At 44.6% G+C, this 20015-nt stretch carries 17 protein-coding genes; 8 read left to right on the plus strand and 9 right to left on the minus strand.

Annotated features, from left to right (window positions below):
• Positions 1 to 242 precede the first annotated feature (242 nt).
• Positions 243 to 2129, minus strand: a complete 1887-nt coding sequence (gene ilvD / locus JMX95_RS00750; RefSeq protein WP_201559793.1) for a dihydroxy-acid dehydratase — start codon at positions 2127 to 2129, stop codon at positions 243 to 245.
• Positions 2130 to 2334: 205 nt separating this feature from the next.
• Positions 2335 to 3096: a hypothetical protein gene (locus JMX95_RS00755; protein ID WP_227675916.1), complete on the minus strand. Its 762-nt coding sequence runs from the start codon at positions 3094 to 3096 to the stop codon at positions 2335 to 2337.
• Positions 3097 to 3354: 258 nt separating this feature from the next.
• On the opposite strand from JMX95_RS00755, the gene JMX95_RS00760 reads away from it, so the two are divergent.
• The 3 genes from JMX95_RS00760 to dusB all read left to right on the plus strand — a co-directional run bounded on the left by JMX95_RS00760 (position 3355) and on the right by dusB (position 7324).
• Complete coding sequence (locus JMX95_RS00760) at positions 3355 to 3795, plus strand: HIT family protein (RefSeq protein ID WP_087814376.1); 441 nt, start codon at positions 3355 to 3357, stop codon at positions 3793 to 3795.
• A gap of 319 nt (positions 3796 to 4114) precedes the next feature.
• Positions 4115 to 6160, plus strand: a complete 2046-nt coding sequence (locus JMX95_RS00765) for a BCCT family transporter (RefSeq protein WP_087814377.1) — start codon at positions 4115 to 4117, stop codon at positions 6158 to 6160.
• A 132-nt stretch (positions 6161 to 6292) separates the two neighbouring features.
• Complete coding sequence (gene dusB / locus JMX95_RS00770) at positions 6293 to 7324, plus strand: tRNA dihydrouridine synthase DusB (protein ID WP_087814378.1); 1032 nt, start codon at positions 6293 to 6295, stop codon at positions 7322 to 7324.
• Positions 7325 to 7374: 50 nt separating this feature from the next.
• Here the strand turns inward: dusB and JMX95_RS00775 are convergent, their stop codons facing one another.
• Positions 7375 to 7764 carry a DUF1622 domain-containing protein gene (locus JMX95_RS00775; protein WP_087814379.1) on the minus strand — a complete coding sequence of 130 codons (390 nt, stop codon included), beginning with the start codon at positions 7762 to 7764 and terminating at the stop codon, positions 7375 to 7377.
• Between the two features lie 189 nt (positions 7765 to 7953).
• Here JMX95_RS00775 and JMX95_RS00780 point away from each other — a divergent pair, with 189 nt between their 5' ends.
• Positions 7954 to 8841, plus strand: coding sequence for an SDR family NAD(P)-dependent oxidoreductase (locus JMX95_RS00780; RefSeq protein WP_087814380.1), 888 nt, complete (start codon positions 7954 to 7956; stop codon positions 8839 to 8841).
• 370 nt (positions 8842 to 9211) lie between these two features.
• Here the strand turns inward: JMX95_RS00780 and JMX95_RS00785 are convergent, their stop codons facing one another.
• The 4 genes from JMX95_RS00785 to JMX95_RS00800 form a co-directional block, all read right to left on the minus strand.
• A complete protein-coding gene (locus JMX95_RS00785) occupies positions 9212 to 9490 on the minus strand; it encodes a peptidylprolyl isomerase (protein ID WP_045446094.1) in 279 nt (92 codons plus the stop codon).
• Positions 9491 to 9752: 262 nt separating this feature from the next.
• Positions 9753 to 10820: an LLM class flavin-dependent oxidoreductase gene (locus tag JMX95_RS00790; protein ID WP_087814381.1), complete on the minus strand. Its 1068-nt coding sequence runs from the start codon at positions 10818 to 10820 to the stop codon at positions 9753 to 9755.
• 92 nt (positions 10821 to 10912) lie between these two features.
• Positions 10913 to 11827: an MBL fold metallo-hydrolase gene (locus JMX95_RS00795; RefSeq protein WP_087814382.1), complete on the minus strand. Its 915-nt coding sequence runs from the start codon at positions 11825 to 11827 to the stop codon at positions 10913 to 10915.
• 93 nt (positions 11828 to 11920) lie between these two features.
• Complete coding sequence (locus JMX95_RS00800) at positions 11921 to 12466, minus strand: cysteine hydrolase family protein (RefSeq protein ID WP_087814383.1); 546 nt, start codon at positions 12464 to 12466, stop codon at positions 11921 to 11923.
• 108 nt (positions 12467 to 12574) lie between these two features.
• Between JMX95_RS00800 and JMX95_RS00805 the strand changes: the two genes are divergently transcribed.
• A complete protein-coding gene (locus JMX95_RS00805) occupies positions 12575 to 13555 on the plus strand; it encodes a GlxA family transcriptional regulator (protein ID WP_109590103.1) in 981 nt (326 codons plus the stop codon).
• A gap of 115 nt (positions 13556 to 13670) precedes the next feature.
• Here JMX95_RS00805 and JMX95_RS00810 read toward each other — a convergent pair whose 3' ends face one another.
• Positions 13671 to 15824, minus strand: a complete 2154-nt coding sequence (locus JMX95_RS00810; protein ID WP_109590101.1) for a heavy metal translocating P-type ATPase — start codon at positions 15822 to 15824, stop codon at positions 13671 to 13673.
• 152 nt (positions 15825 to 15976) lie between these two features.
• Between JMX95_RS00810 and cadR the strand changes: the two genes are divergently transcribed.
• On the plus strand, positions 15977 to 16387 hold the full coding sequence (cadR, locus tag JMX95_RS00815) for a Cd(II)/Pb(II)-responsive transcriptional regulator (protein WP_045452168.1): 411 nt from the start codon (positions 15977 to 15979) through the stop codon (positions 16385 to 16387).
• Between the two features lie 141 nt (positions 16388 to 16528).
• Here cadR and JMX95_RS00820 read toward each other — a convergent pair whose 3' ends face one another.
• On the minus strand, positions 16529 to 16723 hold the full coding sequence (locus JMX95_RS00820) for a heavy-metal-associated domain-containing protein (RefSeq protein WP_109590099.1): 195 nt from the start codon (positions 16721 to 16723) through the stop codon (positions 16529 to 16531).
• Positions 16724 to 16873: 150 nt separating this feature from the next.
• Between JMX95_RS00820 and JMX95_RS00825 the strand changes: the two genes are divergently transcribed.
• Both JMX95_RS00825 and cueR read left to right on the plus strand, forming a co-directional pair.
• Positions 16874 to 19351: a heavy metal translocating P-type ATPase gene (locus tag JMX95_RS00825; protein WP_109590098.1), complete on the plus strand. Its 2478-nt coding sequence runs from the start codon at positions 16874 to 16876 to the stop codon at positions 19349 to 19351.
• Positions 19352 to 19415: 64 nt separating this feature from the next.
• Positions 19416 to 19808: a Cu(I)-responsive transcriptional regulator gene (gene cueR, locus JMX95_RS00830; protein WP_087814389.1), complete on the plus strand. Its 393-nt coding sequence runs from the start codon at positions 19416 to 19418 to the stop codon at positions 19806 to 19808.
• The last annotated feature ends 207 nt before the right edge of the window (positions 19809 to 20015 follow it).

Genomic DNA, 20015 nt, shown 5'->3' on the forward strand with positions numbered 1-20015 from the left:
AGATATTACCTAGCTATTTGACGATGTTTGGCAAGATTTAACCATTTTTAGCTCATTTAGATTGCTATCGGTTGAATTGAGGACACGCCCTAGTCCATTATAATGACGCTAAAAAATAATGATTACCGCAAAAAATCGTTATCAAAACGACATATGCGTTGTTTTTTGGTGAAAAAAAAGCCTGCATAGTGCAGGCTTAATAGATTTTTACCAATATACTTTAATGATTAATAATTGAAGGCTCAGCGCTCAACTTGACTCACGTCACGTACCGCACCAGTATCGGCACTGGTAGTCATGGCAGCATAGGCACGTAGCGCAGGGGTCACATGACGGTCACGGCTTACAGGCTTCCACGCATCGCGGCCACGAGCTTCCATCGCTTCACGGCGAGTGGCCAAATCGGCATCACTGACTTGCATGTTAATCGTACGATTAGGAATGTCGATATGGATGGTATCGCCTTCTTCAACCAGACCAATTGCGCCACCTTCCGCTGCTTCTGGGCTGGCATGACCGATTGATAGGCCTGAGGTACCACCAGAGAAACGACCATCGGTGAGTAGGGCGCATTCTTTACCCAAGCCTTTTGACTTGAGGTAAGTCGTTGGATAGAGCATCTCTTGCATACCAGGGCCGCCTTTAGGGCCTTCGTAGCGGATGATAACCACATCACCTGCCACGATCTCGTCAGCCAATACTGCAGCGACAGCATCATCTTGCGATTCAAATAGGCGCGCGCGTCCGGTAAATACTAATATACTGTCGTCAACGCCTGCGGTTTTAACCACGCAGCCACGCTCTGCGATATTGCCATACAATACGGCCAAACCACCATCTGTAGAATAGGCATGTTCGGCACTACGGATGCAACCTGACTCACGGTTGACGTCGAGGTTTGACCATTCTTTTGATTGTGAAAATGCCTCAGTGGTGCGTATGCCACCCGGTGCTGCAAGGAAGCGTGCGCGTGCCTCTTGATTATCAGGATTCATGATGTCCCATTTATCAATCGCGGCTTTCATCGTTGGACTATGGATGGTCGGTACGTCAGTCTTCAGTAATCCAGCACGATCAAGCTCGGCCAATAACGCAAAGACACCGCCAGCACGATGCACATCTTCCATATGGTATTTTTGTGAGGCAGGGGCGACTTTTGCAAGGCAAGGTACACCGCGACTTAGACGATCGATATCTGACATTTTGAAATCGACTTCTGCTTCGTTAGCAGCCGCTAACAGATGCAAAATAGTATTGGTTGAACCACCCATCGCGATATCTAAGGTCATTGCGTTTTCGAAAGCCGCTTTGCTAGCGATTGAGCGCGGCAATACTGAATCATCATCTTGCTCATAGCGACGTTTGGCAAGCGAGACAATGGTGCGTCCTGCTTCTAAAAACAGCTCACGACGTAGCGAGTGGGTGGCCAGTAGCGAGCCATTACCTGGTAATGCCAAGCCCAACGCTTCGGTTAAGCAGTTCATTGAGTTGGCAGTAAACATACCGGAGCATGAACCACAAGTTGGGCAAGCTGAGGCTTCGATAGCGGCGACATCTTCATCACTAATGCTGTCATCAGCGGCATCCATCATCGCATCGACAAGATCAAGCTTACGAATGGCACTACTATCACTACCATCGGTATTATGGCTCTTACCAACCGTGCTGGCTAAAATCTTGCCCGCTTCCATTGGGCCACCTGAAATAAACACTACAGGGATATTCAGGCGCATCGCAGCCATTAACATACCCGGCGTGATTTTATCGCAGTTGGAGATACACACTAGTGCATCTGCGCAATGGGCATTGACCATGTATTCTACCGAGTCAGCAATTAGGTCGCGGCTGGGTAGCGAGTACAACATACCGCTATGACCCATGGCAATACCATCATCGACTGCAATGGTATTGAACTCTTTAGCCACGCCGCCTGCTTGTTCAATTTCACGTGCGACCAGTTGCCCCAAGTCTTTTAGATGCACATGGCCGGGTACGAACTGGGTAAACGAGTTGGCAATCGCAATGATTGGTTTACCAAAGTCGCCATCAGTCATACCAGTCGCACGCCATAATGCGCGCGCGCCTGCCATATTACGGCCGCCAGTAGAGGTTTTTGAGCGATAATCCATGTGATGTTCCTTACAAATAGGCGAGGTTTGTGAAAATGTGTACCCTCAATTTTAATATTGATAGTGTGCTTTTTATAAAATGCGAGGACTAGTGAATAATACTAGGTCGTTACCATACCATTAGATATGAATCACTGAAAACTATTCATTGATAATGCCAAGTCAATAATAGTCATAACATCGTAAGTATTTGGAAGATAAGGTGTTATTCGACGCGCTCTACTATCGCCGCCTCAAACCAAGGTAGCTCTATTTTTTCCGCTTCCAATTTAGCGATAACCACTAACGCATGAGTCGCTGGCAAGCATTGATAATCAGCGTTTGCTTCAATACGAAGTAGTTGCTCATTACCTTCAGCTTGTTCATCTATACTGATTAAGGTTTGCTTATTATTTTTGTAGAGTACATCGATACGACCAAAAAACTGCCAATCTTTAAAAGCGGCTGTAACAGCATCTGCTTCATTCTGGGTATAAAGTTGTTGGGTGTCTTTGCCCGTATTGGTCCAATGCAAGCGTACGGCTAACTGCAGCGCTTCGCTAAACACCACCAATGACCCGATGATTTTGACATGCCAAGGGCTGCTTATTAGTGCTTCGTTAATACCAATCAGCTTGGCTGCTTCATGAGCGCTCATAGGCGCATTGAACTGTGACAGAAGGGCGGGTGTGAGCGGATTTGCTTGCTTAATCGCATCATTCAAACTGTCGTAATGATATAAGAACGGTAGTGGTAAATCCTGTGTGACCGTCTTTTTAGTGATTTTGCAATTGTGTATCTTCCAACCAATCGTCTTGTCGCTCAGTGCTTCGGCCAGAATGAGCGCGTTAGGCTCAATGCTTTGAGTGGGGGCTTGAGTCTCATTTTCAGTCTCAGCGCTGCTTGGTTGTTTTCCATTATTGAATACAGAGCCAGCTGTGACAGACGTTTGCGCTGCTTGAGCAGGTTCTGTGTAAATGTTACTCATATTTGATTGAGTCGGCAAAGTAGACGAATCCATAAACGTAGTGTTGTTAAAGTAGAGGGTTAATATAACATTTAAAGCGCCTGACTCGCCAACCAAATTAGTGAGCTACCGCGATTAGCTTACGTATTGCGAATTTTTAATAACGAGTGCTATCGCAACTTGTGCTTAAACGACATTTCGTCCACTATATTACAGGTTGTCCCACCCCCTCTAAAAGCTGTTGAGCAACCAATAATCAAACAAGTAAAGGAAAAAATAATGACCCAAGCCAATGAGCAAGCCGCGTATGACGATAACAATATCTTTGCCAAAATGCTAAACGGTGACATTCCCTATCACAAAGTTTATGAAGATGATAAAACCCTTGCTTTTATGGATATCATGCCACAAGCAGAGGGGCATGTGCTGGTGATTCCTAAGCAAAAAGCCGTTGATTTGGCGGATCTTGAACCAGAGTATGCCGCAGCGGTGTTAATGACCGCTAAAAAAGTCATGCAAGCACAGCGTCAAGTGTTTGCGCGTGAAGGCATTATTCAGATGCAATTAAATGGTAGCGAGGCGGGTCAAACCGTTTTTCATTATCACGTGCATCTCATTCCATCGAGTATTCATCAGCTCGGTCGACATGCAGTGACCCAAGCTGATCACACAGAACTGGCTGAAACGGCTAAGCAACTTGCTGCTACCATTACTGTTTAGTAATAAAAAAACGAGATAGCTGTCGAATTAACAAGCAAAACGTAAATTGTTCCAGAATAAAATAAAAAAGTCGCTAACAAGCGGCCTTTTTTATTACTTGGTAATAGTCATGTAACAATCGTTAAAGTCATGTTACAAGTTGGGCGCTTGTCTGGGGTTTTTGAGCATAGTGTGATAAAAATTGTATTTGTTTAATAATAACTGATGCATTTTCGCCTTTGTGAGTCACTTTTTATAAAAAAGGCACTGCTCCTTCTGATTATTAATCTTGATATCGAAGATTATTTTTCATTGCTACTTTTTGGGGATATCACTTTCTATGAGTAAATTACCTCGCTCCACTATTTTGTTGCCGGTTTTTGTACCGGCAGCAGCGATTATGCTGTTATTGGTGATTGGCACAGCCATCAACCCTGACGCTGCTGGCGAGCTGTTCAGCAAAGTGCTGGCATTTACCACCGACACTTTCGGCTGGTTTTATATGTTGGCAGTCGCCATATTTTTGATGTTTATTATCGCCTTGGCATTTTCGCCTTATGGCAGTATTAAATTGGGCCCTGACCATGCGGAGGCTGAGTATAAGTTTCTGGAATGGTTCGCCATGCTGTTTTCCGCAGGCTACGGTATCGCGCTATTGTTTTATGGCGTAGCAGAGCCCGTATTGCATTTTGCCAGTCCGCCACTTTCCACGCCGCAGACGATTGAAGCTGCCAAAGAAGCCATGCAAATTGCCTATTTCCATTGGGGTTTTCATATTTGGGCGATTTATGGCGTAGTAGGTTTGTCGCTGGCGTATTTCTCTTTTCGTCATGGCTTGCCATTGTCGGTACGCTCAACGCTATATCCATTAATCGGTGACAAAATCTATGGCCCTATCGGACATACTGTTGATGTGTTTGCGATCGTGGGTACGATGTTCGGTATCGCCACCAGCTTGGGTCTGTCGGTGGCGCAAATTAACGCGGGTCTAAATTATTTGCTACCAGAGATGGTGCCAGTTAATACGACGGTGCAGGTTATTATCATTGCTTTAGTAACAGCAGCTGCCTTGGTTTCCGTGTTGGCAGGTATGGACAAAGGCGTCAAGCGCTTGTCTATCTTAAACATGGTATTAGCAACGGCACTCATGTTATTTGTCTTTATCGTTGGTCCGTCGATTTTTATTCTCAATGCTTTCATGGAAAATACGGGCAGCTATCTGGGCAATATCGTTGAGCGTACTTTTAGCTTACAAGCGTACCAATCGAGTGATTGGATCGGTAGTTGGACACTATTTATTTTTGCATGGACAATTGCTTGGGCGCCTTTTGTGGGTCTGTTCATTGCCAAGATCAGTCGCGGCCGCACCATTCGTGAGTTTGTATTGGGCGTCATGTTAGTGCCAACGCTATTTACCTTCTTTTGGTTTTCAGTGTTTGGCGATACGGCACTGCATATGATTATGGTCGATGGTTACGACGCGCTGATTAGCGAAGTGCAAAACAACCAAGCGATTGCGTTATTTAAATTGCTAGAGAATTTACCATTCACGCAGATTGTCTCGTCATTGACAGTACTGTTAATTATTACTTTTTTTGTGACGTCATCGGATTCAGGGTCATTAGTGATTGACTCGCTCGCCGCAGGTGGACGTAGTGATACGCCTTGGTGGCAGCGCTCGTTTTGGGTGGTAACCGAGGGGGCGGTCGCGGCGGTTCTACTTATCGCAGGCGGTCTAAGTGCACTACAAACAGCAGCTATCGTTAGTGCTTTACCGTTTGCAATCATTATATTGATTTCGACATTTGGTATGTGGCGCGCACTACGTATTGAAGGACATCGCAATCAAAGCCTAGCCAATGACAATCATTTGCCGCCGCATCTACTTAAGCTCGACGCATGGCGTGATCGTATTGACTATATCACCAATCAACCAACGCGCGAAAAAGTGCTGGGTTATATCAAAGGTACGGTTTTATCATCGATGCATGAGGTGGCAGAGAAATTTGCCGAAACAGGCTGGTTGCCTGATGTAAATTATGATGAGGTCAATAACCGTGCTGTATTGGAATTAAGACGCGGTGACAATGTAGAGTTCTGGTATGAAGTTCGTTTGTCAGAGCATGAAATTCCTGACTATTATACGGAAGATATGGCCAATGAATTACCACAAGAGCACCATCATCGTGCTGAGGTGTATTTGCGCCGTGGTGGTCAAACCTATGATTTATATGGCTATCAATCAGAGTCGGTGATTAACGATATTATTGATCAGTTCGAAAAATACCTACACTTCTTAAATGTGTCGCCAGATAGTTTGCCGTGGCGTATGCAGGAGCATGATGAGGACATCACACTAGAACAGGGCAGTGTGTTTGATAAGTAAGGGTACACTGTTGAAAAAGTCGTGTTTCTTAATGCAAGTTATTCATGTTAATAGCTTGCAATATGCGTACGATTCCTTAGAATAACGGCTTGTTTTTATTATCTTATTTTAATTAATGGCAAGCCGTTTGTTATGTCTACTGATTCTCCTGCTTTACCGTCGTCTTTGCCAGTATCTGACCATCCATTATTGCAACCATTGAATATCGGTGGCCTGACGATTGAAAACCGCCTCATGGTTGCTCCTATGGCTGGCGTGACGGACAATCCTTTTCGGCGTTTATGTAAATCCTTTGGTGCCGGTCATGCGGTGAGTGAAATGATTATCGCTGACACGGCGCTTTACGCGCGCAAAAAGTCCTTGTATCGTGCCAATTTTGACAATGAAATTGCGCCTATATCAGCGCAAATTGCAGGGGCTGAGCCTGATAAATTAGCAGAAGCGGCACGTTATCAGATCGATAATGGCGCGCAAATTATTGATATCAATATGGGCTGCCCTGCCAAAAAAGTTTGCCGTAGGCTGGCAGGTTCTGCACTGTTGCAAGACGAAGATTTGGTTGCCCGTTTACTAGATGCGGCGGTAAATAGCGTAAATGCCCCCGTGACCTTAAAAACGCGATTGGGCTATGAGAATGGTCGTGAGAATATCTTGCGTGTGGCGAAGCGCGCTGAGCAAGCAGGTATTGCAGCGATTGCCATTCACGGACGCACGCGCGAGGATATGTACACTGGCGAGGCGCGTTATGAGCTGATACGCGAAGTTAAAGAAAGTATCAACATTCCCGTCATTGCCAATGGCGATATCGATAGCGCGCAAAAAGCCCAGCGTGTCTATGAGTTGACAGGCTGTGACGCGGTGATGATTGGGCGTGCTGCCCAAGGACAACCGTGGATATTCCGCGATATCGAGCATTTCTTACGCACTGGTGAGAGTCTTGATGCACCGAGCGTCAGTGAGATAAAAGAGATCGTATTGGCGCATTTGCAAGAGCTATATGACTTTTATGGTGAGTACTCTGGCTGCCGTATCGCTCGCAAGCACATTGCTTGGTATACCACAGGCATTCCTAATTCTAATGCTTTTCGCCAAGCAATGTATGGTGAAGAAAGTACCGCTGGACAGTTTCGCGTGGTCGAAGATTTTTTGCAGGCGCACGGATAGTAAGTGAGCAGAGGGTTCATGCTAAGCGTTTGTTAAATAATAAAAAAGCTTTAAGGCTCGTCCACTTTAGCGGTACTTGGTTCTTTTTTGAGTGCGGTATTTTCTTTTTGCCAAGGGAATTTGCCTTCTAATTCTACTTGTAGTGACAAGCTCAAAAAAGTCCGAATGAGTACGATAAAACCTAGTACTAGGACGCTGCGTAACGTCGGTTCTGTGACGACAGTCGCCATAATATCAGCGGCGATGAGGACTTCTAATCCTAACAAAATAGATTTACCGACGGTTTGTCTGACTTCGATATAGGTCTCATGGTTAAACCCACTGGTTAGGCGAATCCCTCGATAAAAAGCAAAAAACAGTCCAAAAAACATAATAAGTACGCCAATGACCTCGACTATCTTAGCAATTAAATCAATGTAATGAGCTAGAGTTGCAATCAAAATAGATACTCCTTATCGATGCTCGGTGAAAAGCGTAAGTCTGAAAAATACTGCGATTATACGTTTATCGATCCTTATGATCGGCAAATTATCTGGCTGAGACGGCGGTTTTGTTCACTTTAAGCCATAATTTTTTGCTATGCTGTAATCGAACATTCATAGGCATAGAAACAACAAAAAGGATTTTTTATGGCCAATCCCTCAAAAAAAGCAATCAACAAAGCGGTCAAAGATAAGCATATCATTATCACAGGGGCATCAAGCGGTATTGGTGAGCGTACAGCATATTTACTTAGTGAATGCGGTGCGCATGTTATCTTATTAGCACGTACCGAAGACAAACTAAAAGCCGTTAAAGAAAGTATCGAGGAGCTTGGTGGCAATGCCAGTTATTACCCTTGTGATTTGACCAATATGGATGATATCGAAAAAGTTAGCACGCAAATTTTGGCAGATTTCGGACATGTTGATGTCTTGGTCAATAACGCTGGTCGTTCAATTCGGCGTTCGGTTCACGAGTCTATTGATCGTTTCCATGATTTTGAGCGTACTATGGATATCAATTACTTTGGCGCGGTTAAAATAGTTCTTGGGTTTTTGCCGAGGATGATTGAACGTCAGACTGGTCAAATTGTGAATATCTCATCGATTGGCGTATTGGCAAACAGTCCGCGTTTTGCCGCTTATGTTGCCTCAAAATCGGCATTGGACGCTTTTAGCCGCTGCTTAGCTGCTGAAGTGAAGGGCGATAATGTGACGATTACCAATATTTTTATGCCATTGGTGCGTACGCCTATGATTGAGCCTACTAAGTTATACCGTTACATGCCTGCATTAATGCCTGATGAAGCCGCGATGATGGTTGCCAAAGCGATTGTCCATAAACCAAACAGTATTGCCAGCAACATGGGTAAATTTGCGTCAGCTACTTATTCACTGGCACCAGCAATCAACGTTGGTATTCAGTCGATGGGTTATCGTATTTTTCCAAGCACCCGCGCTGGACTGACTACCGATAAGAAGCCAAACCTTGCTCAGCGTGCTTTTGCCAGAATACTGCCTGGTGAGCATCATTAGAATAGGCTGTATATGAGCCTTGATTTAGAATAAAAAAGGACGCTGCGGTGTCCTTTTTTAATGCCTTAAAAATTATTATTGTTGATATAAAATAGGAGAGAGGGCAGTAGCAGCCTTTTGTTCTTAACGCTTTATTATGATCAAAACCTATTTATAAATGTCTATCATCATCACTTTTATGGGAACTAAAGTGTCTTCAACTCAAATTTAGATATGACACGGACATTAGATCATAAGTCGTTTTGGGTCATAAATGAGTCAATCATGGCAGCTCAAATCGTGATTGCCATGATGTTAGATCCTGTATGAGTCAGGATAATGTTTAAGGCATATGTCAGTCGGCTTATAATTAAAGCTCCGCTCCTAATGCTTATGTCCTGTAGAGTACTTTGACCACATGCCAGCCAAATTTGGTTTTTACCAAATGTGGGGTGAAGAGTTTGCCGCTGAAGCAGATTTTGTCAAATGGCGGTACCATGTCGCCTTGTTGAAACTCACCTAAGCTGCCGCCTTTTTTACCTGATGGGCAGGTTGAATGTCGTTTCGCCAGCACATCGAACTTAGCGCCTTTTTGAAGCTTGGCAATAATGTCTTCAGCCTGCTCTTTGTGTTTTACTAAAATGTGTAATGCGCTAGCTGTACGAGCCATAATGTAAACCTTTCATAAAATATCAATTATCGGGGCATTATATCACGGCTTATCTTGGTTGCTAACTTCACTTGTATGCGCTACTTCTTCAAAAGCCATTATCTACACAGGGACTACTATTTGGATGAGAATCAGTGTCTTTTGAGTGTCGCTGTCATTACATCGGTGCAATGCATTTGGGTAGCTTACGAGCCCAATCAAGCCTAATGGTTAGGCATTAAGCGCTTTGCTAACTTTTTAATATCGTTATTCCCAACAGGATCTAGTGATTTGGCATACCATAATGATCTGCGATTAGCTCAACAGTGCGCGATTGGGCGCGGCGCGAATAGCCCTGAACCACCATCATTACCTCATCGACACCTGTCTGCTCCTGAAGATCCTCTAAACCTTTTGCGACCTCGGCAGCAGTGCCATGCAGGGTTTGATCGGTATACTGTTCAATAATCTGGCGCTCTTGCATATTGCCTTGAAAAGCGGCTACTTCATCAGGAGGCAGTAAAGCAAAAGGCTTGCGCTGAAACATTCTCAACATTGCCATGGCAGACGATGTTGACTGGCGACGTGCCTCTACAGGATCTTCGTCCGCAATCGCGCCAATGCTGACTAAGCAGTATGGCTTGGCTAGAATTTTTGAAGGACGGAAATTCTCTCGGTAAATGCGCATGGCACTTAAGACATCAGCATTGCCAAACTGTAGAGCAAATGCATAAGGTCTACCCAGCTTTGCTGCCAGATGCGCGGAGTAAGTCGATGACCCTAAGATCCAAACATCAGCAGCGGTCTTCGATGGGGGTACTCGGTTTTGCTCGGCTTGCCATGGGCCTGGCACCGCATGAACCGCATGATAAGGATGGTCTTTTGGAAAACTGTTTTCTAAAAAGCCCAACAACTCTGCGACTTGCTGAGGAAATTCATCGTTTGCTGCCTTATGCCGACGCAAAGCGGAAGCCGTTGCACCATCCGTACCCAGTGCCCGTCCCAAACCAAGATCAATTCGTCCTGGCGCCATCGCATCGAGCATGCCAAATTGTTCAGCAATGACCAAAGGCACATGATTCGGTAGCATGATGCCGCCTGCACCAAGCCTAATTCGCTCAGTTTCCCCAGTAAGCCGAGCCACCATCATCTGCGGTGAAGGCACCGAAGCACCAGGCATGGCATGATGTTCAGACATCCAAAACCGCTGAAAGCCTCTTTTGTCAGCCAATTTCGCAAGCGCAATCATCTCTTGAAAGGTGTCCTCTGCCGTGTGACTAACGCCGGTGAAGGCATTGTCGAGCACCGAAAGAACGAAAGGGGCGCTACCTGAATGATTTGGCATATTCATAAACGATCTCATTTTTACCGTATTAACGATGCATAGCAACACACTTTGGGTATTGCCACACAGGGAAGATTTAAAGACCCAACCATCAAGCACTAGAATTTATAGGTTTGACCATCATTAGGGACAAGCGCACGCTGCTTGTCTAAGTGCTTTTCTTCGATAAAGCGGCGCAGCTCTGCCTTGGTGAGGGTGGCATGATTGACCGTATCCATGTGCACGCTCACGATCTGAGCATTAGGAGAGAATTTATACGCACGGTATACATCCTCTTTACCCATAATGATAGAGTCATCAACAAAGGTAGTTAACTTCGCATAGCCTGTATTAAGGATGACCGCATCAGGCTTATAGCGAGTGAATGCATCTTCCACTTCCTTATTCCAAACGGTATCCCCTGCGACATAAACGGTCTTGTAGTTTGGTTTCTGGAATACAATCCCCATCGTTTTGCCCAGTAGTTCAGCTAATGGTGCCACTTTGTACATCTCATCAGTACCATGCTGTCCGATGGTTTTATGAATTGTAACGCCTTTAAACACAAAGCCTTGCTCTGTTAATGCTATAACATTGGTAAAACCATCTTTACGTACGATTGCCGTATCCGCTTCATCTTGGGTAAAAATTGGCATGTCACGCGGCACGAGGTTGCGTGCGGCATCATCCCAATGGTCAGCATGAAGATGCGTCAAGATAATGGCATCAGCCCTAAGCACTTCGGCAACAGTCATCGGCAAATCCACCATTGGATAGCGTATTTGGCTATTTACTGTGCCATCAAACCCTGGATAAGCGTTTTTAGCTGCTAGCATCGGATCCACTAAAAACGTGGTGCCAGCATAATCAAGCTTGATCGTGGCATTACGGATTTGCTGAAATTGAACGGTATTGGTAGCTGTCTGTTTTACCGCGTTAGAATTTGCTGCTGGACTGGCAAAGGTGGTACATGCCGTTAACAACATGACGCCACTTAACAGTGTGGTGCCGGTCAGTGATTTTGCGATATTCATAATAGTTACCTTATTGAGGAAATTCTTCTTAATGGGACTAGGGTTTAAGAGTCTATTTCATGACTAAATCATGGTTTGGCTAACAACTCTGGATTAACGGGCAATCCAAGTTTGGGTATCAATCACTTCGCCATATAGAAACTCAATCGCTGCCATGATGGTGGCATGAGCCTGAACAGCAGGTACTTTCGTACCATTAAATTCAAGATCAAGCGTGGCACAGGCATCATGAACCGTAGTGGTTGTATAACCAAAGTCCACTGCAGCACGAACTGTGGCATCCACACACATGTGGCTCATGGCGCCAATCACAGTCACTTCTTTGATACCTTCTTTATCTAATAGCTCTTTCAGATTGGTCTCACGGAACGAATTGGGGTAATGCTTAGTGATGACGGCTTCATTCTCTATTGGTTTTACCTTTTCATTGATTGCTACACCATCGGTACCAGGCGTAAAGATCGGTGCGTCAGCAGGCATTTCATGACGGATATGAATGACGGTATGACCTTTTTCTCTCGCAGACGCAATCACCAAAGCTGCATTATCAGCGGCTTCGTTAATACCTACAAGTGATAAGTTACCTTGTGGGAAATACTCATTTTGAATGTCGACAACGATCAATGCTTGTGTGTTCATGATAATGCCTCTTTGTTTATGGAAGTGACTGTATAGGCGTATATTTTACAAGCACTGTGCTACACTAACGAGTGGCTACATCGACACATAAGAGGTTAATAACGACATATGAATCAAAAACATGCTATTGAAATTGGCTTGATCGTTTATGAGAAAGCACAAACGGCGGCTGTCCTTGGACTGACTGATTTATTCGTGGTGGCCAGTAAACTCGCCGCTAAACGTCAAGATACAACCGATCTGCCTTTACAGGTCAGTCACTGGGAGATTTGCGGCGTTAAGCAGCAGCCTAAGCGCACTTTTTCGAGCAATCCTGATAGCGTAGGAAGATTAACAGCCGTCATCATTCCACCCACGTTAGAAGCACCGATTGCAAAGCAAGCGGCAGAACCTTGGCTAGAATGGCTAAAAGAGCAGCATTCGACAGGGGTGATACTGTCGTCCGTCTGCGCCGGTGCTTTTTTATTGGGCGAAACAGGACTACTCTCCAAGCGAAAGGCAACCACGCATTGGGGTTATGCAGAGGATTTTAAGCAGCGTTTCCCTGATGTGGAGCTCGATGTCGATCGCATTATTATCGAAGACGGTGATATTGTGACCGCTGGTGGCGCGATGGCTTGGACGGATTTGGGATTGAGAATGGTGGATCGCTTTCTTGGTTCTCAGGTGATGAATGAGACCGCTCGTATGTTATTAATTGACCCTTCAAGGCGTGAACAATGTTATTACAGTGCTTTCTCACCCAACCTCACCCATGGAGACACAGCCATATTAAAAGTGCAGCATTGGCTACAAAGAACCAATGCACAAGATATCGATTTATCTACCTTAGCCGATTGCGCACAGTTAGAAGAGCGTACTTTTCTGCGTCGTTTTCATAAGGCGACGGGCATGACATCCACAGAATATTGTCAGCGATTACGCATCGGAGAGGCAAAAGACTTTTTACAGTTCTCGTCATCTCCTGTTGAGCAAATAGCGTGGAAAGTTGGTTATAGTGATGCCAGTGCATTTCGTAAAATATTTAAGCGCATTGTTGGGTTGACACCAAGTGAGTATCGACGTAGATTTAATTCGAATAAGGTGTGATAGGTTTAGGTAATGATTTTTTTAAAGGTAGGCTCATTGACTGCTTCTAGGTAAGAGGTGGATGTAATAAAACGGCCACTGATGTAGCCATAACCGTTTTATTCTTTAACTGTCATTAACGGGAAGACATTCCTTTAAAACGCAGTAAACGCAATGCATTCAGCGTCACCAGTACCGTAGCACCAGTATCCGCTAGCACAGCAATCCAAAGTCCTGTCACGCCGAGCACAGTGGTTATCAGAAATATGCCTTTTAACCCAAGTGCAAATATGACATTTTGATGGATATTTCTCATGGTGGCGCGGGATAAGGCAATAAGGTTAGCAACGTCCATCACGCGGCTTTTTAATAGGGCAATATCAGCCGTTTCGATAGCCACATCCGTGCCACTGCCCATCGCAATGCCAATATCTGCCGCTGCCAAAGCGGGTGCATCATTGATACCATCACCAATCATCGCTATTTTACTATTGCTTTGCATCTCGCTGAGTAGACGTAGCTTGTCTTCAGGTAACAGCTCAGCCTGCCACTCTATATCTAATTGACTAGCAAGTGCTTTTGCCGTACGGCTATTGTCACCTGTGAGCATGACAGAGCGCACGTTCATTTTATTGAGCTGGGCAATGGCTTGCTGTGCATCTTCTCGTAACTCATCACGTAGAGCGACCAATCCGAGCGCCTCCCTCGTGTGCTCATCAAACAAAATAGAAACCGTTTTACCATCATTTTGTAGCATCTCAATTTGAATCTGCTGCTCAGCTGGCAACCTCACTTTCTCAGCGACGTAGACTGGTGAGCCGATGGCCAAAGAGCGTCCAGCAACCGTTGCATGAACGGCTTTACCGGCAGTCGCAAAGGCGTTGGAGGATCTAGGTATGACTACCTTAGCGGCTTTGGCATGATCCACAATAGCGATAGCAAGCGGATGACTAGAGACGGAGTCGACACTCGCAAACAGTGACAGTAGTTTATCGTGACCCTCAGCATCGCCATGTACTGTTTTAAAATCAATGACATCGGTTACCCGTGGTTTTCCTTCAGTCAAAGTACCCGTTTTATCAAAAGCGACGGTGCTGACCTGACCAACCAACTCCATGACATTACCGCCTTTGATAAGCAGTCCATGGCGCGTGCCGACCGCCAAACCTGAGGCAATAGCGGCAGGTGTTGACAGCACAAGAGCACAAGGACAAGCTATCAGTAATAGCGCCAAACCGCGATATAACCATATTCCCCATTCTGCTCCCATCAGTAGAGGTGGGATAATAATGACCAGCGCTGCAATCGCCATCACGATAGGCGTATAGTAACGGCTAAAGGTTTCAATAAAGCGTGCAGTCGGTGCTTTGGACGATTGCGCCTGCTCCACAAGTTCAATAATACGCGCAATCGTATTATCTGCTGCTGTCTTTTCTACGCGTATTTGTAGTACCCCATCAACGTTGATAGATCCAGCAAAGACCTCAGCACCTATGGTTTTGGCAACAGGAACAGATTCTCCTGTCACAGGTGACTCATCAAGGCTAGATATTCCTTGAATAATCACCCCATCAGCAGAAACTCTATCACCGGGACGCACAAGCACCTTATCGTTAATCTGTAATGCAGTCGCTGCCACCTGACGTTGTTGTCCTTGCGTGTCTAACAAGATAGCTGTCTTTGGCACTAGCGATGATAACGCTCTGATGCCAGCGCGCGCACGATCAGCTGCGACACTTTCTAGCAGCTCACCAACTGAGAATAAAAATACCACGGCGGCAGCTTCTTCTGCCTCTCCAATGATAAGGGCGCCGATAGCCGCAACAGACATGAGCATTTCAATTGAAAAAGGCGAACCTACTAACGCCAGTGCAAAAGCTTTACGAGCAAATGGTAGGACTCCGATAGCCACAGCGGCAATAAAAACCCATGCGCCATATTCAGGGAAAATTAAGGACAACATATATGCGGCACTCATCAAAATCCCAGTACCAATAACCTGCTTACCCTTTATGGTTTGCCACCAGCGCTGATTCTCTATCGCTGATTGACTTTCATCAGTGCTACTCTTCTCTTGTTGACCATTTAACGCTGATATACCGAACCCGAGACGCTTAATGGTTTTTTCGATATCTTTAACATCAGTCGCTGCATCAGACGCCAAGATTAGCTCTAGCTTTTGGGTCGCAAAGTTTAACTGAACACCAGAGACGCCTGGCATACGTATGAGCGCCCGCTCAATTTTGCCAACACAACTGGCACAGTCCATACCTTCAATATGATATTGCATAGTTATTTATCCTCTTATTGAAGATATTATTAACCCTATAGTAGCTTCAGGGTCAAGGCTTTTAACGATAAAGGGGTTTGATTTTTTATCAGCAAACCTTATAGTTACTTTATTGTTTTAGATAATAGAAAATACTATTTAAGGAGATACACATGCTTATCAAAATTGGCGAGCTTGCCACGCGCACCGGTGCGACGGTCGAAACCATTCGTTATTATGAGAAAGAGATGTTATTACCAGAGCCTGCGCGTAGCCAAGGCAACTATCGTTTGTACAATGAGGCGCATTTTGAGCGTCTACAATTTATCCTGCACTGCCGTACGCTCGATATGACTTTGGATGAAGTACGAACCCTGCTTCAGTATAGAGATAAACCTGAGGAAAACTGCGGTGAGGTCAATGTGCTATTGGATGAGCATATCGATGCGGTAGAAACACGTATGGAAGAATTGGTTCAGTTAAAGCAACATCTACTAGCGTTGCGGCAAAAATGCGCAAGTGAAGCGCTGGCTGAATCCTGCGGAATATTGCATGCGCTTGCCGATAACTCCTGTCATAAATAAAGTATTCATTTTGGTAACATTATCCACTTTTCATACGTAAAAGTAGACCTATCACCAAACGCGCGTGGTCAATAAATTCAAAATGATTCAGCCCATAATCCTTTCTGTTAATCGTATAGACTGCGCGTCTATCAGACTGACTCATTGCACTTGTGCAGGGAAGCCAGCCTTTGCTAAAGCAGCCGTCATCTGCTCAACACTTGCGATGGTTTCAATACTGACCACTTTGGCTGCTAAATCCATGTCAACCTTGGCGTTTGAGTCGATATCGTGAATAATTGCTGTCACACCACGAGCACAGCCGCCATATTTCATGTTTCCAATCCATAGTTTCATAGCCTTTCTCCAAATAAGTTTTATTTCATCACTAAGCTTAAGCCTTGTCTTGATGGTAATGTCAAACATATTTTAAAAAAACACGCTTGACCTTACCATCATGTCAACCTCTATGCTGTTGATAACAGATTGAACATGATAGAGGATGTTATGAACTCAGAAAATAGTAAGTCTTATCTTTACAATGAAACATTACCCATTGAAGGTATGACCTGTGCTTCCTGTGTGGGGCGGGTGGAAAAAGCATTAAAAAAAGTTGAAGGTGTTGAAAATGCTGAGGTGAATCTTGCGACTGAAAACGCCATGATTTCCTCGTCTCAACCTTTAGATCTTATCGCAGCAACCAAAGCCGTAGAACGAGCCGGTTATAAGGTCTTGGCCTCTCAGCCGATTGAGCTGTCGATAGAAGGTATGACTTGTGCTTCCTGCGTTGGACGGGTAGAAAAAGCCTTAAAAAAAGTTGAAGGCGTACAACAAGCAAACGTCAACCTTGCTACTGAACGCGCATGGGTACAAGGCAACGCTCAAGTACAGAGCAGCGATTTGATTCAAGCCGTTAAAAAAGCGGGGTACACGGCTAAGCAGATTGAGCAGAATGCACGTGTTCGACAGGATAAAAAAGCCACGGAGCAGCAACAGCTGAAACGAGATTTGATGATCTCTTTAATTCTAGCCGTGCCTGTTTTTATTCTAGAAATGGGGTCACATATGATTCCAGCTTTTCATATGTGGGTCATGGACAATATCGGCACGCAACAAAGCTGGCTGATTCAATTTGTTTTGACCACGCTGGTACTCATCTTTCCAGGCCGACGTTTTTATCAAAAAGGTATTCCAGCATTATGGCGCTTGGCTCCAGATATGAATTCATTGGTGGCTGTTGGAACACTGGCGGCTTATAGTTTTTCGCTAGTCGCAACATTTATTCCACAAGTTCTACCTGAGGGTACTGTGAATGTGTATTACGAAGCGGCGGCTGTGATTGTGAGCTTAATTTTATTAGGGCGTTATTTCGAGGCAAAAGCCAAAGGGCGTACCTCTCAAGCCATTCAACATCTAGTGGGTATGCAAGCAAAAACAGCACGTGTTCACCACAATGGGCAAGTGACTGAAGTACCGATTGCAGAGGTGACCACAGAAACGATTGTTGAGATTCGTCCCGGTGAGCGTGTTCCAGTCGATGGTGAAGTAATTGAAGGTCAAAGTTATATTGATGAATCCATGATTACAGGTGAACCCGTTCCTGTCAAAAAACAAGTCGGTGATCAAGTGGTCGGAGGAACAGTCAATCAGAATGGAACCTTAAATTTTCGGGTGACTGCTATCGGAGAATCGTCGGTATTGGCACAAATCATTCGCATGGTTGAACAGGCTCAAGGGTCTAAATTACCGATTCAGGCATTGGTTGATAAAGTCACTATGTGGTTTGTCCCCATGGTCATGCTCTTAGCAATGCTCACTTTTATAGTCTGGTTTATCTTTGGTCCTGACCCTGCGTTGACGTTTAGTCTCGTCAACGCCGTTGCCGTCCTAATCATTGCTTGTCCCTGTGCAATGGGATTGGCAACCCCTACATCCATAATGGTTGGTACAGGTCGCGGCGCAGAAATGGGCGTCTTATTCCGCAAAGGTGAAGCGTTACAAGCTTTACAGGAAGTAAAAGTCATTGCTGTCGATAAAACTGGCACATTGACTGAAGGCAAACCAACCTTAACAGATTTTTATGTCCAACCAGGGTTCGAACGTGAGCAAGTCTTGCGTATTGTGGCATCGGTTGAAGCAAAATCTGAACATCCCATTGCCTTAGCCATTGTTCAGGCCGCAGAGCAACAGAATATTAGCTTATTGCCGATTACCACTTTTGACTCTGTGACGGGATTTGGAATCAAAGCAGGAGTTGAAGGTCAAGCCGTTCATATTGGTGCTGATCGTTATATGCAGCAATTAGGACTTGATGTTACTCCCTTTAAAGACGAAGCCGCGCACTTAGGACAAGAAGCTAAAACCCCCATATATGTCGCGATTGATCAGAAATTGGTTGCTATTATTGCCGTTGCAGATCCCATTAAAGACACCACTTATGCCGCGATTGCAGGTTTACATCAACTGGGCTTAAAAGTAGCAATGATTACAGGGGACAATCGGCATACTGCGCAAGCTATTGCAGCAAAATTACATATTGATCAAGTGATCGCAGAAGTGTTGCCTGATGGAAAAGTAGATGCAATACGTCAACTGCAACAACAATATGGACGAGTGGCTTTTGTTGGTGATGGTATTAATGATGCACCCGCTCTTGCTCAAGCTGATGTCGGACTGGCAATTGGCACAGGGACAGATGTGGCAATTGAAGCCGCAGATGTAGTGTTAATGTCAGGTAGTTTACAAGGGGTTCCTAATGCGATTGCTTTAAGTCAGGCTACCATCAAAAATATTCGACAAAATCTATTTTGGGCATTTTTCTATAACATTGCTTTAATTCCAATTGCCGCAGGGGTTTTATATCCAGCATTTGGAATTTTGTTGTCACCTATTTTTGCAGCAGGCGCAATGGCGCTATCCTCTGTTTTTGTACTAGGTAATGCCTTACGCTTAAAGTACTTTCAGGTGCCCGTGATTAAAGCGTAGAACTGTTAATATAGGGTTAAAGTACCCGTTTGGCTTTAACCCTTTTTATATCAGGAGGAAAGTTATGAATATCGGTCAAGCGTCAGAGCAATCAGGAATCTCTCCCAAAATGATCCGCTATTATGAACAGATTGGGTTACTTGATGCCGCAAAACGCTCAAATTCAGGATATCGAATCTATTCTAAACAAGATATAAAAGACTTATGCTTTTTAAGACAGGCTCGTGATTTAGGTTTTTCGTCCAAACAGATGAAAGAGTTGCTTGATTTGCGGAAAAATACAGATCGGCAGAGTGCTGATGTTAAACAATTGACACTGCAACATATCGCAACTTTGAACCAAAAAATAGCTCAATTGCAAGATATGGTGAGCTCACTACAGATTTCAGCTGATCATTGCTCAGGTGATGCAAACGCCGATTGTGCCATACTAAAAGATCTTGAACAGAATAAATAAAGTAAATTACATGTAATCTCATCTGTTTTTTATGCATATTTCAGTCTAAAAAAACATGTGTCTAAAAGAATACTTTCAGAAAAAATTAAGGCTATGGTTTCCTAGTGAGGACTTGAACACTCGGCTGTAAGCTAATAGTATCAATGGTTTTGCCCACTGAAATAGTCGCAGTATACTTCATGGTGTACTTACCATATATATTCTATC

The sequence above is a fragment of the Psychrobacter sp. NC44 genome (assembly GCF_904846655.1).
Lineage (GTDB): Bacteria > Pseudomonadota > Gammaproteobacteria > Pseudomonadales > Moraxellaceae > Psychrobacter.